This window comes from Massilia frigida, assembly GCF_011682175.1.
Classification (GTDB): domain Bacteria; phylum Pseudomonadota; class Gammaproteobacteria; order Burkholderiales; family Burkholderiaceae_D; genus Telluria_A; species Telluria_A frigida.
Genome location: NZ_WHJG01000006.1, coordinates 48,751 through 67,361 on the forward strand (window position 1 = coordinate 48,751; position 18,611 = coordinate 67,361).

General features: G+C 63.7%; 11 protein-coding genes. 5 read left to right on the forward strand and 6 right to left on the reverse strand.

From position 1 onward, the window contains the following. Nucleotides 1–58 precede the first annotated feature (58 nt). Both F2P44_RS08105 and F2P44_RS08110 read left to right on the forward strand, forming a co-directional pair. Entirely contained in the window at nt 59–442 is a 384-nt protein-coding gene (locus tag F2P44_RS08105) for a hypothetical protein (RefSeq protein ID WP_167086203.1), read from the forward strand. Between the two features lie 334 nt (nt 443–776). Next, the gene (locus F2P44_RS08110; RefSeq protein WP_167086204.1) at nt 777–2,048 is read left to right on the forward strand and encodes an SMI1/KNR4 family protein; all 1,272 of its coding nucleotides are present in this window, start codon (nt 777–779) and stop codon (nt 2,046–2,048) included. A 41-nt stretch (nt 2,049–2,089) separates the two neighbouring features. On the opposite strand, the gene F2P44_RS08115 is transcribed toward F2P44_RS08110, so the two are convergent. Genes F2P44_RS08115 through F2P44_RS08125 form a run of 3 tightly spaced genes read right to left on the reverse strand, consistent with a single transcriptional unit; the run spans nt 2,090 to nt 9,758 of the window. After that, nucleotides 2,090–2,941, reverse strand: a complete 852-nt coding sequence (locus tag F2P44_RS08115; RefSeq protein ID WP_370662650.1) for a CheR family methyltransferase — start codon at nt 2,939–2,941, stop codon at nt 2,090–2,092. Then, the gene (locus F2P44_RS08120; RefSeq protein WP_167086206.1) at nt 2,929–7,830 is read right to left on the reverse strand and encodes a hybrid sensor histidine kinase/response regulator; all 4,902 of its coding nucleotides are present in this window, start codon (nt 7,828–7,830) and stop codon (nt 2,929–2,931) included. Before F2P44_RS08120 ends, F2P44_RS08115 begins: the two co-directional genes overlap by 13 nt. Continuing rightward, nucleotides 7,827–9,758 carry a putative bifunctional diguanylate cyclase/phosphodiesterase gene (locus F2P44_RS08125; protein WP_370662651.1) on the reverse strand — a complete coding sequence of 644 codons (1,932 nt, stop codon included), beginning with the start codon at nt 9,756–9,758 and terminating at the stop codon, nt 7,827–7,829. Before F2P44_RS08125 ends, F2P44_RS08120 begins: the two co-directional genes overlap by 4 nt. 436 nt (nt 9,759–10,194) lie before the next feature. On the opposite strand from F2P44_RS08125, the gene F2P44_RS08130 reads away from it, so the two are divergent. Continuing rightward, nucleotides 10,195–10,911 (forward strand): helix-turn-helix transcriptional regulator, encoded by a 717-nt coding sequence (locus F2P44_RS08130; protein WP_167086207.1) that lies wholly within the window; start codon nt 10,195–10,197, stop codon nt 10,909–10,911. Here the strand turns inward: F2P44_RS08130 and F2P44_RS08135 are convergent. Continuing rightward, nucleotides 10,886–11,176: a helix-turn-helix domain-containing protein gene (locus F2P44_RS08135; RefSeq protein ID WP_229423451.1), complete on the reverse strand. Its 291-nt coding sequence runs from the start codon at nt 11,174–11,176 to the stop codon at nt 10,886–10,888. The two genes, F2P44_RS08130 and F2P44_RS08135, sit on opposite strands and share 26 nt — an antisense overlap. Before the next feature lie 141 nt (nt 11,177–11,317). Here F2P44_RS08135 and F2P44_RS08140 point away from each other — a divergent pair, with 141 nt between their 5' ends. After that, complete coding sequence (locus F2P44_RS08140; RefSeq protein WP_167086208.1) at nt 11,318–11,905, forward strand: acyl-homoserine-lactone synthase; 588 nt, start codon at nt 11,318–11,320, stop codon at nt 11,903–11,905. Nucleotides 11,906–11,921: 16 nt separating this feature from the next. Here F2P44_RS08140 and F2P44_RS08145 read toward each other — a convergent pair whose 3' ends face one another. Both F2P44_RS08145 and F2P44_RS08150 read right to left on the reverse strand, forming a co-directional pair. Next, complete coding sequence (locus F2P44_RS08145; protein ID WP_167086209.1) at nt 11,922–12,941, reverse strand: hypothetical protein; 1,020 nt, start codon at nt 12,939–12,941, stop codon at nt 11,922–11,924. 326 nt (nt 12,942–13,267) lie between these two features. Continuing rightward, nucleotides 13,268–15,343, reverse strand: a complete 2,076-nt coding sequence (locus F2P44_RS08150; RefSeq protein WP_167086210.1) for a prolyl oligopeptidase family serine peptidase — start codon at nt 15,341–15,343, stop codon at nt 13,268–13,270. A gap of 210 nt (nt 15,344–15,553) precedes the next feature. On the opposite strand from F2P44_RS08150, the gene F2P44_RS08155 reads away from it, so the two are divergent. Continuing rightward, nucleotides 15,554–18,595, forward strand: coding sequence for a CHASE domain-containing hybrid sensor histidine kinase/response regulator family protein (locus F2P44_RS08155; protein ID WP_229423452.1), 3,042 nt, complete (start codon nt 15,554–15,556; stop codon nt 18,593–18,595). Nucleotides 18,596–18,611: the final 16 nt, after the last annotated feature.

Sequence of the window (18,611 nt, forward strand, 5' to 3'; positions counted from 1 at the left end):
GCGTCCCCGGGCGGTATTGCGCCGCGGCCTTTGATAAATAGCCCGCTCTCGCCACGACATGATGAAACGTCCATTCCTGCTGTCCCTGTTCTCCCTGCTCGCCGGCCTGCTTGTCGGCGCGATTGCTTTCTGGTTTTCGGTCAGCCAGACGCAACCCGTCGCTAGTTTGCCGGCGCTGAAAAGCGGATATACCGTTTCGATACTGGAAACAGGAACCGAGGTCGTTTTTTTCAGCATGCAGCCGCGATATCAAATACTCATCAGCTTGAAAAACTCGCCGTACGGGCACTCCAGCGACCTGTCTCTATATAACTTTGATGAAGATATTTCGCGCTATCTCCAGCGAAGCATTGTTACCGAGAGCAATGAAGGGATTACCTTTACTCAAGCGTCGGGACATACATTGTTCGTGCCGCGCCGTTGGTATGTGGGCGGCCGTTGAAGTTGTAAACCGCGCTATCTCTATATGTCGACCTGAAGTAGAACGCGTCAGGTAAACGATGACAAAAAAAGTGAATCAGGACTATGACAAGGAAGGTCAATCAGGACGACGTGAATCTGTTCATGCGCGCACTCGAAGAATATCATCGGACCGGGACCAATACGCTGGTCTGCGAAAGCTGCCAGGCACCAATCAGGTTTCATGAGCGGGGAAGCGCAGTATTGCACGAATGCGACTGCGCCAGATTCACCGGAACCCTGCGCGGTTTGTGATACCTGCGCCCGTTTCCTCCAAATAGCACGACGAATCGAGATAACAGAAGATGAAAAATACGATGACGAACATGACCGCTCTATTGCGCAAAGCGGGCGTCCAGTTGCGCAAGAAAGAGTATGCCGCCTGCCTTGCGTTTGCCGATGCGGCACTGCCCATTCTCGAAGAACTGTCCGACGATGATGCGCTTGACGACGAAGATGCCACCTGGAGCGCCTATTTCCAGCTTCGACTCGCGAGCCTCGACAAGCTCGACCTGCCCGGCGACATGACTGCGACCTGCGAAGCCGTCCTGGAGCGTTTTCCCGTCGACCAGGATGACCTTGACGATGAAGAACTCATCACTCTCGCCAATGTGCGCACCGCCTTGACCAGTCTCGCCCTGCTCGCGGCTGGGCGCGGCGATGTCGACGACGCCGTCGAACTGATCGAGCGCTGCTTCCGGCTGGTGGCGAGCGACGCCGAGCACGACGATCCCTTCGTCGACAGATACCAGCAACGCGCCTCCATTTATCTGCGCGCATACCAAAGCGCGCCGCAACGCTACCGCGAGGGCTTCTTCGCCAGCGTGTACCACCTGGAGTACAAGGCCCGTAAAGTCCACGACGTGCGTATCGACGATGCCGCGCTGGTCGCGTATCTTGCGGACCCTGCCTACCAGGCCTTCAAGGCCTCGCATCCTGTCGAACGGCTGCGCATCGGCGCGGCCGGTGAAACCTGGCAGGCGGCATTGGAGCGCTTCCGCGCGCTAGCCCACCAACTGCGCGTGGCGCAAGACAGTCCCTTGTGCGATGCCCATTTCACGCTTGAATGCAAGCCGGTCACACCGGCCGATCTTGACGCGCGCGAGCAAAAGTGGGCTTGCAAGCTGCCCGCCGCCTTGCGTGCGCTGTATCTCGAACAGGGCAGCGTCGAGGTACAGGACCCGGAGCAATCAGGCTCGCTGCGGCTCTACCCTGCGCACCACTGGAGCATGATCCTGTTTGGCGGCCTGGTTGACATGATTATCAAGCTGTGGGGGGACCGCTGGGAGTTCGGCGCATACTTCACGGACGCCGAGCTGGCTTTTCTCGATGCGAATTTCTTCATCTTCGGCCATGTAAAGAATAGCGAAAACAGATACACGCACCTGTTCTTCGACCGTGAAGGGCGCTTCGGCAGCGTCACGTACGACCAGGACGACTGGAACAAGATGGCGCCGCAAGTGAAGGCCATGCTCAAAGGGAAATTGACAGGCACCATGAGTCTCGATGCACTGATGTCGGATCAGATCGATGGAGTCATTGACTGCCTGATCGAGCGCGACGACGAAGCGCGCCTGAATATCGACTAAGCCGCCCTGCGGGTATGTCAAGCGACGCGCTAGGCGACGCGCTAGGCGACGCGCTTGTACCACGGCTGGTGCGCAAACACCGGCCGGTAGCTGGCCGCCAGCGTGTCGCCGGGCGCCAGTTCACGGTCGATTCCCAGCACGCCGAACAGCGCCAGGCTGTCGTGGAACAGGCGCAGGGTGCGCTGGCGCAGGACCGGACCGAAATCGGCCAGCGCGCGCCGGCATACAATCAGCTGGAACTCGTTGAATGAGGCATCCGTCACCAGGTTGTATTGCGCCCACGTGATGCGGCTGCGTAGCGCCGGCAGCAGCACCGCGCGCTTGCCGCGCACCTCGAAATAGTCGGCCAGGTTGGCCGTGCCGCCGCTTTTCAGGTAGTTTTCCTGATACTGCTGCATGCGTTCCATCGGGATGCTGGCCTCCAGCGCCTCGGCCAGCAATTCCTCATTGGCGACGGTGGCGAAGATCTCGGTGCGGTGATGCATCTGCTGCTCGGCCAATAAAATCGCCAGCGACCACGCTTCCTCCGCATGCGCGCACTCGGCCAGCCACACTTTCGGCAGCGCCGACGCGCGCAGGCAGGCGCCCAGCACCTCGCGCGTCTGGCGCGCCTGTTCCGGATCGTCGAACAAAAAGGCCGGCCGCACGCTCAGCGCGCGTAGCAGGGCGGCGGCCGTCGTTGCATCGTGCAGCACGCGGTCCTGCAGCAGCGATACCGTGGCCAGCCCGCGCTCTTCCATCAAGGCCAGCAGCCGGCGTTTCAGGCCGGGCCGGTCGTAGGCGCGGAAGTCGAAGCCGTAGCGCTGGAAAACGCCCTCCAGCAGCAGGTCGATTTCCAGCTCGTCGGTGGCCAGCGCGCCGGCCTGCCTGGATGGCCCGTTCAATGCAGCCACACCCGCATCAGCGACAGCAGCTGGGCCACGTCGACCGGCTTGGTGATGTAGTCCGAGGCACCGGCGGCGATGCATTTGTCGCGGTCGCCCTTCATCGCCTTGGCGGTCAGCGTGATGATCGGCAGCGACTTGAACTTCGGTATGCGCCGGATCGCGCGCATGGTGTCGTAGCCGTCCATTTCCGGCATCATGATGTCCATCAGGACGATCTCGATGGTCGGGTCTTTTTCCAGCACTTCGATGCCGTCGCGGCCATTTTCGGCGAACGACACCTGCATCTGCTGGCGTTCCAGCAGCGACGACAGGGCGAAGATGTTGCGCAGGTCATCATCGACGATCAATACCTTGCGTCCGGCCAGGCCGCCATCGGCCGCGTGGATTTCTTCCAGCATGCGGCGTTGCAGTTCCGGCAGCGAGGCGTGCGAGCGGTGCAGGAACAGGGCCGTTTCGTCCAGCAGGCGCTCGGGTGAGCGCGCATCCTTGATGACGATGGTCTTGGCATAGCGTTTGAGCTTGGTCACTTCCTTGCGGCTCAATTCCTTGGCGGTGTAGATCACGATCGGCAGGTCGCGCAGGGCAGTGTCCTTGCCGATCACGTCGAGCAGATCGAAGCCGCTGATGTCGGGCAGGGTCAGGTCCAGCACCATGCAGTCGAAATGCGAGCCGCGCAGCGCTTCCAGCGCGGCCGCGCCGGTTTCCACGGCCACGATGCGCAGGTCGGCGTCGCCGATCAGCGCGACAATCGAGTCGCGCTGCATCTTTTCGTCATCGACCACCAGCAGGCTGCGTTTGCCGCCCAGCAGGAACTTCTGGATGCGCGTGAATTCTTCCTGCAGCGCTTCGCGTTCGACCGGCTTGCTGATGTACGAAATGGCACCCTGGCGCAGCGCCCGTTCGCGCTCGCGCAGGGTGGACATCACATGCACCGGAATGTGACGCGTGCTCGGATCGCGTTTCAGGCGGTCGAGCACCGTGAAGCCGTCGATGTCGGGCAGGTCGAGGTCGAGCATGATGGCCGACGGCAGGTAGTCGCGCGCCAGCGACAGCGCCGAATCGCCCTGGTGCGTGACGATCGCCTTGAAGTTCTTCTCGCGCGCGAACTCCATCACTTCCTTGGCGAAGCGCTCGTCGTCCTCGATGATCAGGACCGACGGGTCGCCCGGGGCGATCAGGCCGCGGTCGTCCAGCACCGACGCGTATTCGACCAGCTGCGCTTGCGACGCGGCCGGATCGGCGTGGATGGTGCCGCTGTCGTACGGCGTGACCGTGCTGGCATACACCACGGTCGATGGCGGCGGCGCCAGGCGCGCAGGCTGCGGCTGGCGTGCCTGGTCGTAGTTGATGAAGCCGGCCCGGTTGTAAGGCAGGAACAGGGTAAAGGTGGAACCGGCGTTGACCACCGATTCGACCCGGATCTCGCCGCCCAGCAGGCGCGCCAGTTCGCGCGAAATCGACAGGCCAAGGCCGGTGCCGCCGTATTTGCGGGCGGTGGAGCCGTCGGCCTGCTGGAACGCTTCGAAGATCAGCTGCAGCTTGTCGGCCGCGATACCGACGCCGGTGTCGCGCACCGAGAACGCCAGCACCGCATCGGCATGCACCAGGTTCGGGTGGTCGCTGGTCCAGCCGCTCGTCACCAGCGAAATTTCGAGGGCGACTTCGCCGTGGCTGGTGAACTTGAAGGCGTTCGACAGCAGGTTTTTCAGCACCTGCTGCAAGCGCGTGGTGTCGGTCATCACGGCGGTCGGCAGGGCGTCGGCCAGCAGCACCGTGAAGCCCAGGTGCTTGGCTTCGGCCATGTGGCGGAAGGTGCGGTCAACGTAGTTACGCAAGTTCGAGAAGCGGTATTCCGACACGTCGAGTGTCACGGTTCCGGATTCGATCTTGGACAGGTCGAGAATGTCATTAATCAGAGTCAGCAAGTCCGATCCGGAACCGTGGATCGTCTTTGCGAACTCGACTTGCTTTCCCGAGAGGTTGCCCTCAGGGTTATCCGACAGCTGCTGCGCCAGGATGAGCAGGGAGTTGAGCGGGGTGCGCAGCTCGTGCGACATATTCGCGAGGAACTCGGATTTGTACTTCGACGACAGCGCCAGCTGGGTCGCTTTTTCTTCCAGCGCCAGCTTGGCCTGTTCGACCTCGCGGTTCTTGCGTTCTACCTCGATGTTTTGTTCGGACAGCAGGCGCGCCTTTTCGGCCAGTTCCTGGTTGGTTTGCTGCAGTTCCTGCGCCAGCGACTGCGACTGCGTCAGCAGCGACTCGGTGCGGCTGTTCGCTTCGATCGTGTTGAGCACCACCCCGATCGATTCCATCAACTGGTCGAGGAAGGAGAGGTGGGTTTCGGTGAAGCGGTCGAGCGAGGCGATTTCGATCACCGCCTTGACCTGCTGCTCGAACAGGATCGGCAGCACCACGATATTGGTCGGCGGCGCCGCCCCCAGGCCCGACGACACCACGATGTAATCGCGCGGCACGTCGGTCAGCCAGATGCGGCTTTTCTCCAGCGCGCACTGGCCGACCAGGCCTTCGCCCGGGAGGAAGGAGGTGGCCAGCTTGCGGCTGGAACGGTAGCCGTAGCTGGCGATCATGCGCAGGCGCGCGTCGAGTTCCTGCGAGTCCATCATGTAGAACACGCCGTGGTGGGCCGATACCAGCGGCGCCAGTTCGGACAGGATCAGTTTCGTCACGGCCTGCAAATCGCGCTGGCCTTGCAGCAGGCGCGTAAAGCGCGCCAGGTTGGTCTTGAGCCAATCCTGCTGCGCATTCTTCTGCGTCGTCTCTTTCAGGTTGCGGATCATCTCGTTGATATTGTCCTTGAGGTAGGACACCTCGCCGCGCGCTTCCACCTGGATCGAACGCGACAAGTCGCCGCGCGTCACGGCGGTCGCCACCTCGGCAATCGCGCGCACCTGGTTGGTCAGGTTGGCCGCCAGCTGGTTGACGTTTTCGGTCAAATCCTTCCACGTACCGGCCACGCCGGACACATTGGCCTGGCCGCCCAGCTTGCCTTCGGTACCCACTTCGCGCGCCACCCGCGTCACTTCCGAGGCGAACGAGGACAATTGATCGACCATCACGTTGATGGTGTCTTTCAGTTCCAGGATCTCGCCCTTGACGTCCACCGTGATCTTCTTGGACAGGTCGCCGCGCGCCACGGCGGTGGTCACCGCCGCGATGTTACGCACCTGGCCCGTCAGGTTCGACGCCATGAAGTTCACGTTATCGGTCAAGTCCTTCCAGGTGCCGCCCACGCCCGGCACGTAAGCCTGGCCGCCCAGCTTACCCTCGGTGCCGACCTCGCGCGCCACGCGTGTCACTTCCGACGCGAAGGAAGACAATTGGTCGACCATCACGTTAATCGTGTTTTTGAGCTCCAGGATTTCGCCCTTGACGTCCACCGTGATTTTCTTGGACAGGTCGCCGTTGGCCACCGCGGTGGTCACGTCGGCGATGTTGCGCACCTGGCCCGTGAGGTTACCCGCCATCGAGTTCACGCCGTCGGTCAAGTCTTTCCAGGTACCTGCCACGCCGGGCACGTTGGCCTGGCCACCGAGCTTGCCTTCGGTACCGACCTCGCGCGCCACGCGCGTCACTTCCGACGCAAAAGAGTTCAATTGGTCGACCATCACGTTGATGGTGTTTTTCAGTTCCAGGATCTCGCCCTTGACGTCCACCGTGATTTTCTTGGACAGGTCGCCGTTCGCCACCGCCGTCGTCACGTCCGCGATGTTGCGTACCTGGCCGGTGAGGTTACCCGCCATCGAGTTGACCGAGTCGGTCAAGTCCTTCCAGGTACCGGCCACGCCTTTCACCTGCGCCTGGCCGCCCAGCTTTCCTTCGGTACCGACTTCGCGCGCCACGCGCGTCACTTCCGATGCGAAGGAAGACAATTGGTCCACCATCACGTTAATCGTGTTTTTCAGTTCGAGAATTTCTCCCTTGACGTCCACCGTGATCTTCTTGGACAAGTCGCCGTTCGCCACGGCGGTAGTCACCGCCGCGATGTTCCTCACCTGGCCGGTGAGGTTGGACGCCATGAAGTTCACGTTATCGGTCAAGTCCTTCCAGGTGCCGCCCACCCCAGGCACGTACGCCTGGCCACCCAGCTTTCCTTCGGTACCCACTTCGCGCGCCACCCGTGTCACTTCCGACGCGAAGGAGCGCAATTGGTCCACCATGACGTTGATGGTGTCCTTCAGCTGCAGAATTTCGCCGCGCACGTCCACCGTGATTTTCTTGGACAAGTCGCCGTTCGCCACCGCCGTGGTCACCTCGGCGATGTTACGCACCTGCGAGGTCAGGTTGCCCGCCATCGAGTTGACCGAGTCGGTCAAGTCCTTCCAGGTGCCGGCCACGCCTTTCACCTGGGCCTGGCCGCCCAGCTTGCCCTCGGTACCGACTTCGCGCGCCACGCGCGTGACTTCCGATGAAAACGAGGACAGCTGCTCGACCATCGTGTTGGCGGTGGTGGCCGCGCGCAGGTACTGGCCCTTGAGCGGATGGCCGTCCACTTCCAGCGCCATGGTCTGCGACAGGTCGCCCTTGGCCACCGCGCCGATGACGCGCGCCATTTCCGTGGTCGGGCGCACCAGGTCGTCGATCAGGGTGTTGACGGAGCTGATGATGGTGGCCCAGCCGCCCACCACGTTCGGGACCGAGGCGCGCTGGGTCAGGCGGCCTTCGCGGCCCACCACGCGCGAGACGTCGGTGACCGCCTGCACCATCTTTTCCTTGGTCTCGATGATCTCGTTCAGGGTGTCGGCGATCTTGCCCGAAATGCCGCTCCAGTCGGATGGCATGCGCGCCGTGAAGTCGCCTTTTTTGAGCGCCATCAGGGTCGATAGCAGGAGCTTGATGTCCAGTTCCTCGGCCATGTCGGTCATGTTGTTCATCGGCTTTGTCCTCGTTTTTTGGGAGTTGAAAGAGCGGCCCGATGCGGATTCGGGCTCGTTGTCGGGTCGGTCTTGCATTGGTCGCGCAGCAGCGCCAGCATGGCCGGCGCGTGCAGGGGAGGGCTCAGTAGTTCTCCCTGGAATTCGTCGCAGCCGAGCGAATGCAACACGGATAGCTGTTCTTCGGTATGCACGCCCTGGGCCAGCACGCGCAGGCCGAGCGCGCGCCCGAGGTGGACGATGGCGGCGGCCATGTCGGTGCCGCCGCCGCTGCCGATGGCGTGCACGAAAGCGCGGTCGATCTTCATGGCGTCGAGCGGCAGCTCGCGCAGCATGGACAGGGCCGCGCCGGCGCTGCCGAAGTCGTCGACCGTCAGGCGCACGCCGGCCGCTTTCAGCTTGCGCAGCACGGCAGCGCTGTCGCGCGTGTCGAGCAGCAGGTGTTCGGGGATTTCGAGTTCCAGCCAGCCCGCCTCCAGCTTGCAGGTGCGCAGATGCGCCAGCACGCGCGCGGCCAGTTCGGGACGGATTTGCAGCAGCGCCAGGTCGACCGCCATGAGCACTTGCGGCAGCGGCTGCGCGCGCCAGCGTGCGGCCTCGGCGCAGGCGGCGCCCAGCATCCATTCGCACACCTGTTCGAGCAGCAGGCGGTCGGCCACGTCGGGCAGGAAGCTGGACGCCGCAATCAGGCCGTGGCGCGGATGGCGCCAGTACAGCAGCGCCTCGACCGCGCATACGGGGCCGTCGGGCAGGGCGGCGCGCGGCTGGAACAGCAGTTCGAATTCCTTGCGTTCGAGCGCCGCGTGCAGTTCGGCCACCCATTGGGCGCGTTCGCGTTCGCGCGCGTTGAGCTCTTCGCGGAAAAATTCGATGCTGCCGCGCCGGTACTGCTTGGCGTGGTACATGGCGGTGTCGGCATTTTTCATCAGTTGCGCGGCGCTGTTGCCGTCCTGCGGGTACAGGCCGATGCCGATGCTGGTCGAGGTGGCGACGCGCTTGCCGTTGATCTCGAAGGGGCGCGTGTGCGCCTGTTCGATCTTGCGCGCCACCCGGGCCGCGTTGGCGGCGCCGCCGCGGCCTTCGAGCAGCACCACGAATTCGTCGCCGCCCAGGCGCGCCACTACGTCCGACACGCGCACCGCCGCCAGCAGGCGCGCCGCCACCTGGCGCAGCAATTCGTCGCCCACTTCATGGCCGAGCGAATCGTTGATCTGCTTGAAGCGGTCCAGGTCGAGGAACAGCAGCGCGAATTCGCCCTGGTGGCGGTCGGCCGTGGCCACCGCGTGTTCGAGCTGGGCGATCAGCGAGCGCCGGTTCACCAGGTTGGTCAGCGGGTCGCGGATCGACAGCGCCTGCGCGCGTTCCTCGGCCACCTTGCGCTCGGCCACTTCCTGTTCCAGCGCGCGGTTGATGCGTTCCAGGTCTTGCACGCGCTGCACGCGCAGGTCCTGGTTGAGCCGCGACAGTTCGCGCGTCTTGGCCTGCAGCTCCAGGTTCTTGCGGGTCAGGTCGACGAACACCGCCACCTTGGTTTGAAGCACCTGCGGAATGACTGGCGTAAACAGATAGTCGGCCGCGCCCTTGCCGTAGGCTTGCAGGCGGTGGCGCTCGTCGTCGTAGTGGGCGGTGATGAAAATGATCGGCACCGCGCCCGAACGCGGATGCGAATGGATGGCCTCGGCCGTCTCGAAGCCATCCATGCCGGGCATGTTGGCGTCGAGCAGGATCACCGCGAAGTCGTGGGTCAGCACCATGCGCAGCGCGTCATGGCCGGAGCTGGCGGTGAGCAGTTCGTAATGCTGTTCGCGCGCGGCCCCGGTCAGCAGGCTTTCGAGCGCCAGCAGGCTGGCTGCATCATCGTTGACAAGTAAAACTTTCGGAATGATCTGCACGGTGCGGGTAGGTCTGGTTGGGTGGCTGCCGATCACAGCGTTTTCTACGCAACAGCAACTGTATACCAGTGCGCCCGCCAGTCAAGCACCGGCGGCGCGCACCGCCGGCGGTGGCAAGACGTGCAACTTACCCGTTTCTGCTAAGCTGGCGACAGAAAGTTGCTAAAGACTAGCGGAAAACAAATTTCCACGACGCACAATTCATTGTGCCCCAGTCCCATGTTGTGATTGCGCTACGCCTTTGCTCTCCCGCCGCAAGTCAGCCCAACGTAACTATTAGTTTACTTTCCACGGCGAATTGTCGGCGAAATTTGTCCGTTGCAGGAGAGCGGAACGGCCTAAAATACCAACTAACAGTTACATTTGGCGTATTTATAGTTAACGCGAGCATACCCGCTAGTGTCATTACGCGATATTTGTGTAAAATAGGCAACAAAAGGGAGTGACGGCAATGGTGAAAATGGGACAACTGATGACGCTGTTAAAAAGCGACCAGGAGAATGGATGGAGTTCCGCCCTGTTTTCGCTGGCCTATGACCAGGGATTCGACCAGGTGCTGTACGGCGCCGTCGGCTCCAAGCATGTCAAGCTGGAAACAGCTTTCTTGCACAGCAACTACGCGGCCGCCTGGCGCACGCGCTACGACGCCGACAAGCTGCACTACGTCGACCCGACCGTCTCCCATTGCCTGACCAGCTCGCTTCCCATCGTGTGGGAACCCGATACCTTCCATGCGCCCGGGCAGCGCGAGATGTACGAGGAAGCCTGCGGCTACGGCATCCGCTCCGGCATCACCTTTCCCATCCACGGGCCGAGCGGCGAATTCGGGGTGGTCAGTTTCGCCTCCGACGCCCCGCCCAACGGCGAGTTCGACAGCACCATCAGCCAGCTGATGCCATCGCTCTCGCTGATCCGCGACTACGCCTTCGAGTCCTCGCTCAAATTCGTCGCGCCCAAGCCGGGCGCCGAACCCATCCCGCGCCTGACCAAGCGCGAACTCGAAGTGCTCAACTGGGTGATGGTCGGCAAATCGTCATGGGAAATCTCGAAAATCGTGCTCTGCTCCGAGGCGACCGTGAATTTTCACATCGGAAACATCCGCGTGAAATTCAATGTCAACACCCGGCAGCAGGCACTGGTGAAGGCGATCAGTCTGGGCATTATCAGCCCGGAAGATCCCCATCGCTGAGCTTACCCTTGACATACAGCTTGACCAAAATCGCCACCGGCGCCGGGATACCCAGGCCGGTTTCGAAGCGGCTGCCGCTGGACTGGGTCACGCCGAAGCGTCCCCAGAACTTTTCCTGGCTTTCGCGCTTGCTGATCCTGAAGCGTTTTAATTCGCTGTGGGGCGTGCCGGCCATGCTTGCTGCCTGTGCGGTGCCGCTATCGTGATCGATCTCGCCGCGCTGTTCTGCCACGGCCGTCGTCTGGTAATTGAAATCCTGAGCCATACCGTTTCCTCGCAAACAAAAGGGCAGTATTCCATTCACTGTGCTTACGAGCCACCTAGCAACTCTACTAGTTATGTCAATGACTTTTTTGCATGATTCTTCATGCAAGTTGCATAACTTTTATAAAGCGAGGTACCAAACATGGCTCTGCACATTCGAATCGCCGCACGGCGCGACTTTAAATCCCGCGATCTGTGGGAGATGCACACACTGCGTGCCAAGGTTTTCAAAGACCGGCTAGGCTGGGAAGTTCCCATCATGAGCGGCATGGAGATCGATGGCTACGACGCCCTCGAACCGCTCTACATGATGATCCGCGAGCCGGGCGGCGGGCCCCTGCGCGGCTGCTGGCGCCTGTTGCCGACCGAGGGCCCTTACATGCTCAAGGATTCGTTTGCGCAGCTCCTGCATGGCCAGGAAGCCCCGCAAAACGCCCGTATCTGGGAATTGTCGCGTTTCGCCATCGAAACTGATGGCAACCAGCATTTTGGCTTTTCCGATATCACCATGGAATCGATCGGGGAAATCATCTGCCACGGCCACCACGCCGGGCTGGACCAGTACGTGACGGTCACCACCACCGCCATCGAGCGCTTGCTGCGCCGTGCCGGGGTGCTCACCGCGCGCTTCGGCGATCCGGTCCAGATCGGGGTCGAGCGCGCCGTGGCCCTGTATATCGACATTGCCGGCACCTATGAAGCGATGTTCGAGGCGCGCCTGGCGTCCTGAGCGGCCGGCACCGGCCTCAGTCGGCCCGCGCCGGGGGGAAGCTGGCGATGCGCGCGGTCAGTGTGCGCCAGGCCGGCAGGGCGGCCTGCAACTGCGCATGGACCTGGCTGCTGACGGCGGGGCCCGCCAGCAGGACGTTCTTCAGGTCGTCGAGTTCGGCGCGCAGGGCGCGCGTGCCGGCCGCCAGCGTGCGGATACCGGCCCCGATGCGGTCCATGCCGCTCAGATAGGCCGACAGGGTCGGCAGCAAGCCTTGCAGATAGGCCGCCTCGGCCATCATGGCGCTCTGGCCGTTGCGGATATGGTCGAGCTGGCGCATCACGCTCTCGAGCGCGCCGTTGTGAAGAGTGATGTCCTGGCGCGCTTCGTCGGCCTCCGGCCCGAGCAGCCAGTGGCTGTGGCGGCGCGCGCGCGCCTCGGCCAGTTTTCCCTGCAAGGTATTGACTTGCTGCGCCAGGATGAAGGCGTGCACTTGGTCGGCCTGCAAGCGCTGGGTGACCAGCGTCGTATCCGTTTCCAGGTCGGCCGAGGCGCACGCCATCTGCGCCAGATAGCTGCCGACATCGGCGTCGATGGCGTCGAGGGCGGCGCTGGGGGCCGCCAGGCGCCGTACCAGGCCATCGACCAGGCGCACCGCGCCCGGACCGTCCGAGGGGCGGCCGTGGAACATGTTCAGCAGCGCCGTGGCCAGGGGCGGGGCGTCTTGCGCCAGCAAGCTCTCGCCCAGGTGGCGCAGGCCGTCGAGCCCGGCATCGAGGGCGGGCCGGCTGCGCGTGGCCCAGGCGGCGGCCAGGGTTTTCACCATGAACAGGTAGTGGCTGACCATCGGCCGGGTGGCGCCGGCACGCTCGGGCAGCTGGGCGATGCGTTGCGACAAGCTGTCGATGTCGGCCGACAGTTCCAGGATGATGGCCGCGCCGAGCCCGATGCCGGGCCTCCAGAACATGCCGCCGCCGATGATGCGCGGGGTGGACTCTCGCAACAGCGCCGGCTGGGCGGGGGAAAGCTGGGGAGTGAGGGAGGCGAGCTGTTCCATGGTGATGATTCCAGTCATGCTGCGGGTTGATCGGCGGGTCGATAAGTTCGCTTGACGAACTATTACAAACCGGGCAGCCGGGCCGGGGTAGCTGGCAGAAATGAGGGTGGAAAGCGGGCCGGCGGAGGGGGAAAGGGCGTGGCGCGGCGGCGGGAATCGCGGGGAGAGGGGAAGTTTCAGGCGAAAGTTTGCGCTAATCGATATGGAGGATGGATGGTGTTGGCATGAATGAGACATATTCTGTTGTCTCTGGCCCTGCCGCGTCGTCCCGCCACTGGCGCGACGACGCGGCAGGGCGGCGGCGGATAAGGTGGCCGGCCTTACCCCTACCGCAACTGTTCCAGTAAAAACGTATACGTCAGCGCCCACATCTGCGCCTGCTGGTCGTTATTCGCCGCTCCGGCGTGTCCGCCCTCCAGGTTTTCCCAATACAGCACGGCATGCCCCTGCGCCTCCATCAGGGCCACCATCTTGCGCGCATGCCCCGGGTGCACCCGGTCGTCGCGGCTCGAGGTGGTCAGCAGCATGCGCGGATAGCGCTTGTCCCTGAATACATTGTGATACGGCGAATAGCGCGCGATATACTCCCACTCGGCCGCCACCTCCGGGTCGCCATACTCGCCCATCCACGAGGCCCCGGCCAGCAGCTTGTGGTAGCGCCGCATGTCCAGCAGCGGTACCTGGCACACGACCGCGTTGAACAAATCCGGCCGCTGCGTCATGGCCGCTCCCACCAGCAAGCCGCCGTTGCTGCCGCCCATGATGCCCAGGTGGCGCGGACTGCTGAGCTTACGCCCGATCAGATCCTGTGCCACGGCAATAAAATCATCGAAAGCGCGCTGGCGCTGGTCCTTCAGCGCTGCCTGGTGCCAGCGCGGCCCGAATTCGCCGCCGCCGCGTATATTCGCCAGTACGTACACGCCGCCGCGCGCCAGCCAGGCTTCCCCGGTCACGCCGCTGTAAAACGGCTTCATCGCAATCTCGAAGCCGCCATACCCGTACAGCACGGTGGGATTGCTGCCATCCATGCGCGTTTTCCGGTCCATGACCACGAAATAGGGCACCCGCGTGCCATCTTTCGACTCGGCCTCGAACTGCCTGACGATGTAGGGCTTGGCCGAAAAAAACACCGGCATCGCCTTGAGCGCCTGGCGCCGGTCGCTGCCCACCTGGCAAAGGTAGAGGCTGGTCGGCGTCAAAAAGTCGCTCACGGTCAGGAAATACGCATCCGAGGTGGCGGCATCGAGCGCGCTCACGCCGAGCGCGCCAAACTCCGGCGCCGTCACTTCGCGCCGCTGCCACTGGCCTTGCACATGGCGCAGCTCGACGACGCGGTTCCTGACCTTGTCCAGCTCCGTCAGCAGCAGGGCGCTGGCGGTCATGGCCACGCCGTCGAGCGAACTGGTGGCGCCCGGAGTAAACAACAGGTCGAAATCGCGTTCCCCTTGCATGAAACGGGCAAAATCGGTCGCCACCAGCGCCCCTTGCGGCCAGGTGCGCCCGCCCACCTGCCAGTCCGAGCGCAATTCGATGACCAGCTGGCCGCGCACGGTGTAGGCATTGGCGTCGTCCGGCTTGTCGACGCGGATGAGCTCGGCGCCGCTGCGCAGGAACAGCTCGCTGCTGTAAAAACCGATCTGGCGCTCCACGAATTCGTGCTCGAAGCCGGGCGTGAACACTTTATATGCCGACACGCTCAAGTCATCCTCGCGCGCCTCGAACAGGGTGCTGGCCGCGGCCAGCGGCGTGCCGCGCCGCCATTCCTTGACGATGCGCGGATAGCCCGATGCCGTCATGCTGCCCGGACCGAAATCGGTGGCCACCGCCAGGCGCCCGCAATCGAGCCAGCGCGCGCTGCATTTCGATTCCGGCAGGACAAAGCCATCGGCCACGAATTGGCGCGTGTCGAGGTCGAATTCGCGCACTACATGGGCGTCGCCGCCGCCGCGCGACAGGAACGCCAGGCAGCGCGCGCCGGCCGGCGGCAGGAAGGAGGCGCCGGCCCAGACCCAGTTTTCGCGCTCCTCCCGGGCCAGCAGGTCGAGGTCGAGCACCGTGTCCCAGGCGGGCGCGGCGGCGCGGTAATCGGCCAGGGTGGTGCGCCGCCACAGGCCGCGCACATGGATGGCGTCGCGCCAGAAGTTGTAGACATGGCCGGCATGCTCGCTGACCCAGGGAATGCGCGCCTTGTCGTTGAGGATGGTGGCGAGCCGCTCGCGCAGGGTCGCGAAGCCCGGCTTGCCTTCGAGCTCGCGTTCGCACACGGCGTTGCGCGCGCGCACCCAGTCGAGCGCGGCGGCCGACGTGATGTCTTCCAGCCACAGATGCGGGTCGTCCCCGGCGTCAGCCGCGTGCACCGTTTTCACCGATTCCGATATGATTTCGCCAATCAAATGTCGCATTCCTGCTCCTGTTTCCTAGACTGCTTTCGTGGCCGCCATATGGCATGGGCGCGACAGTGCAATTTATAAATTGCATGTTCTCTTGCTGCAAAGTACCCTTGGATATATGAATCGGGCGGCGCGTTCGTGCGCACTTTTCATTCTATTAATAGTATGCTGCCTGCACGGCGGTTTCCAAGTACGGCCGAGCGAAAATAACGGGGTTGGACGATGATGCAAGCGATCAAGCGCACCATGACAGGCACCGCCGGTGCTCGTTCCGGCGCGCGCCTGGCATGGTGGGCCGCGGGGCTGACGTTGTCGGCGCTGGTGGCCTCCTTGCTGTCGGTGGGCGCCAGCAGAATGGTCGACGGCGATGCGCGCCAGCGTTTCGACGCCATTGCACGCAGCGCGCAATCGAGCCTGTCGACCCGCGTCAAATCGTATTCCGACCTGGCACGCGGCGTGTCGGCCCTGTTCCAGGGCGCCGAGACGCCCAGCCGCCTGCAGTTCCACCGCTACGTGCAGGCGCTGGGCATGCGCAGCAACTACCCGGCGATCGAAGGAGTCACGTTTGCGCGTTACGTGAGCGCGGCCGAGCGCGCCGACTTCATCGCCTCGGTGCGCGCCGACCGCAGCGTGGACGCGGGCGGCTATCCCGACTTTACCATCCGGCCCGAGGGCGAACGCGCCGGCTACACCGTGCTCACGTACATCGAACCGCAGGCCGCGCGCGCCGGCAATCGCATGGGCCTGGACATCGGCGCCACGCCGGCCGCCACGGCGCTCCTGGAGCAGGCGCGCGACAGCGGCAAGGTCAGCGCGACGGGCATGCCGTTCATGGTTGATGCACCGCGTCCGCACGTGGCGCTGGACATGCGCATGCCGGTCTACCGCAGTGGCCCGCTGCTCTACACCGCGCAGGCGCGCCGCGATGCCTATATCGGCAGCGTGGGCATCGACTTTTCGATGCCGGCGCTGGTCGGCAGCGCGCTCGAGGAAATGCCGCAGCGCCGCCTGCGGCTGGCACTGTACGCCGACGGCGGCCCCGATCCCGAGCGGCGCAGCCTGGCCCTGGGGCGGCTCGACCGGCTGCTGTACAACGATCACGATGCGCTGGCCGCCGACGCCCGGGATGCTGCCCATTTCGACACCGTGCTGCCGGTCGACTACAACGGCAACCTGTGGAAAGCGCATTTCCGCATCGCGCGCGCGGACCTGTACAGCGGCTTCGACGTGCTGCTGCCGCCACTCACGTTCGGGGTCGGCTTCCTGGTTACGCTGCTGGTCTACGCCTTCTTCTTTACCCTGTACCGCTCGCGCCGGGCCGCCATCGAACAGCGCGTGCTGCTCGATTCTGTCCTCAACAGCATCGACGCGCATGTGTACATGAAGGACCGCGAGCGGCGCTACATCTATATCAATGCGCGCACCGCCGAAGCGATGGGCCAGCCGGCCGAAGCGATCATCGGGAAACTCGACCGCGAGGTGATGGCGCCGGAACTGGCCGATATCTCCTGGAACCAGGATATCCAGATCTTCGCCAATGGCGCGCGCCACGCCAGCCAGGTGGAATTTACCCAGCTCGATGGCGAGGTGCGCCAGCTGTGGACCGTCAAGGTGCCGGTACTGCTCGACGGCGAGGTGAGCGCCGTGATCGGCCTGTCGACCGACGTGACCGAACTGCACCAGCTCAAGGCGCAGGCCGACGCCGCCAATCTGGCCAAGAGCAACTTCCTGTCCAACATGAGCCACGAAATCCGCACGCCGATGAACAGCATCATCGGCATGTCGCACCTGGCGCTCAAGTCGGTGGCCAATCCCAAGCAGCGCGACTACCTCGAAAAAATCCATCATTCGAGCCAGCACCTGCTCGGCATCATCAACGACATCCTCGATTTTTCCAAGATCGAAGCGGGCAAGCTCGAACTCGAAGTGCTCGACTTCGGCCTGCGCGCGCTGATGCAGAACATCGCCAACCAGCTGGGCGACGCGGCCGCCACCAAGCATCTGCATCTCGACTTCGAGATCGACCCGCTTCTGGCGCCGCAGTTGCGCGGCGACCCGCTGCGGCTGGAGCAGGTGCTGCTCAATTTCACCTCGAACGCCATCAAGTTCTCGGAAAACGGCAGCATCCGCGTGCGCGCGCTGGCGCTTGAAGAGGGCGAGAGCGACGTCATCGTGCGTTTCGAGGTGGTCGACGCCGGCATCGGCATGAGCGACGCCGAAATCGCCGACCTGTTCAAGTCCTTCCACCAGGCCGACCCGTCGACCACCCGCAAATACGGCGGCACCGGCCTGGGGCTGGTGATCAGCAAGCAGCTGGCGGAGCTGATGGGCGGCACGGTCGGCGTCGACAGCACGCCGGGCCATGGCAGCACCTTCTGGTTCACGGCGCGCCTGGGCAAGGCACTCAACTTCCTGCCGGGCGACCGCAGCGCGGTCGATCCGGCGGTCCTCGAACAACTGCGCGGCGCCTACATCCTGCTGGTGGAAGACAATATCTTCAGCCAGCAGGTGGGACAGGAATTGCTCGAAGAAGCCCAGGTCACGGTGGTGGTGGCCAACAACGGCAAGGAAGCGATCGACCTGATGCTCAAGGAACGCTTCGACTGCGTGCTGATGGACGTGCAGATGCCGGTGATGGACGGTTTTGAAGCGACCCGCATGATCCGCTCCGACCCGCGCCTGCGCGATGCGCTGGTGATCGCCATGACCGCCAACGCCGGCAAGGATGACCAGGCGCGCTGCCTGGAAGCGGGCATGAACGAATTCGTCACCAAGCCGATTTCGCCCAAGCTGCTGTTCGAGGTGATCGCCCGCTGGCTGGCCACGCGGCCGGCGCGCAACGGACGGCGGCGCGTGGCGGCGCTGGCCGACCAGGCGCCGACCCGCATGTCGGCCGCGCCGGTGGCGTCGAGCGACGCCGGCATGCTGGACATGGGCGCCTTGTCGCTGACCTTCGGCGGCAATCCGGTCAAGATGCGCAAGTACGCGTTCATGTTCCTCGACTCGGCGCGCGACGGCCTGGCTGACGTGAGCGAAGCGCTCGATCGCGGCGACCTGGAACGCCTGGCCGACCTGGGGCACCGCATCAAGGCATCGGCCAAGGCAGTGGGCGCAATGCGTTTCGCGGGCCTGTGCCAGGACCTGGAGCAGCTGCGCGACGGCGCCACGGTGGACCAGGCGCGCACGCTGGTGGCCAGCATGTACACGCTGCTCGACCAGTTAAATGAGCACATCGCGCACGAACTCACCGAATCGGCCAGCTGAGCTCGCATCGCCGGGT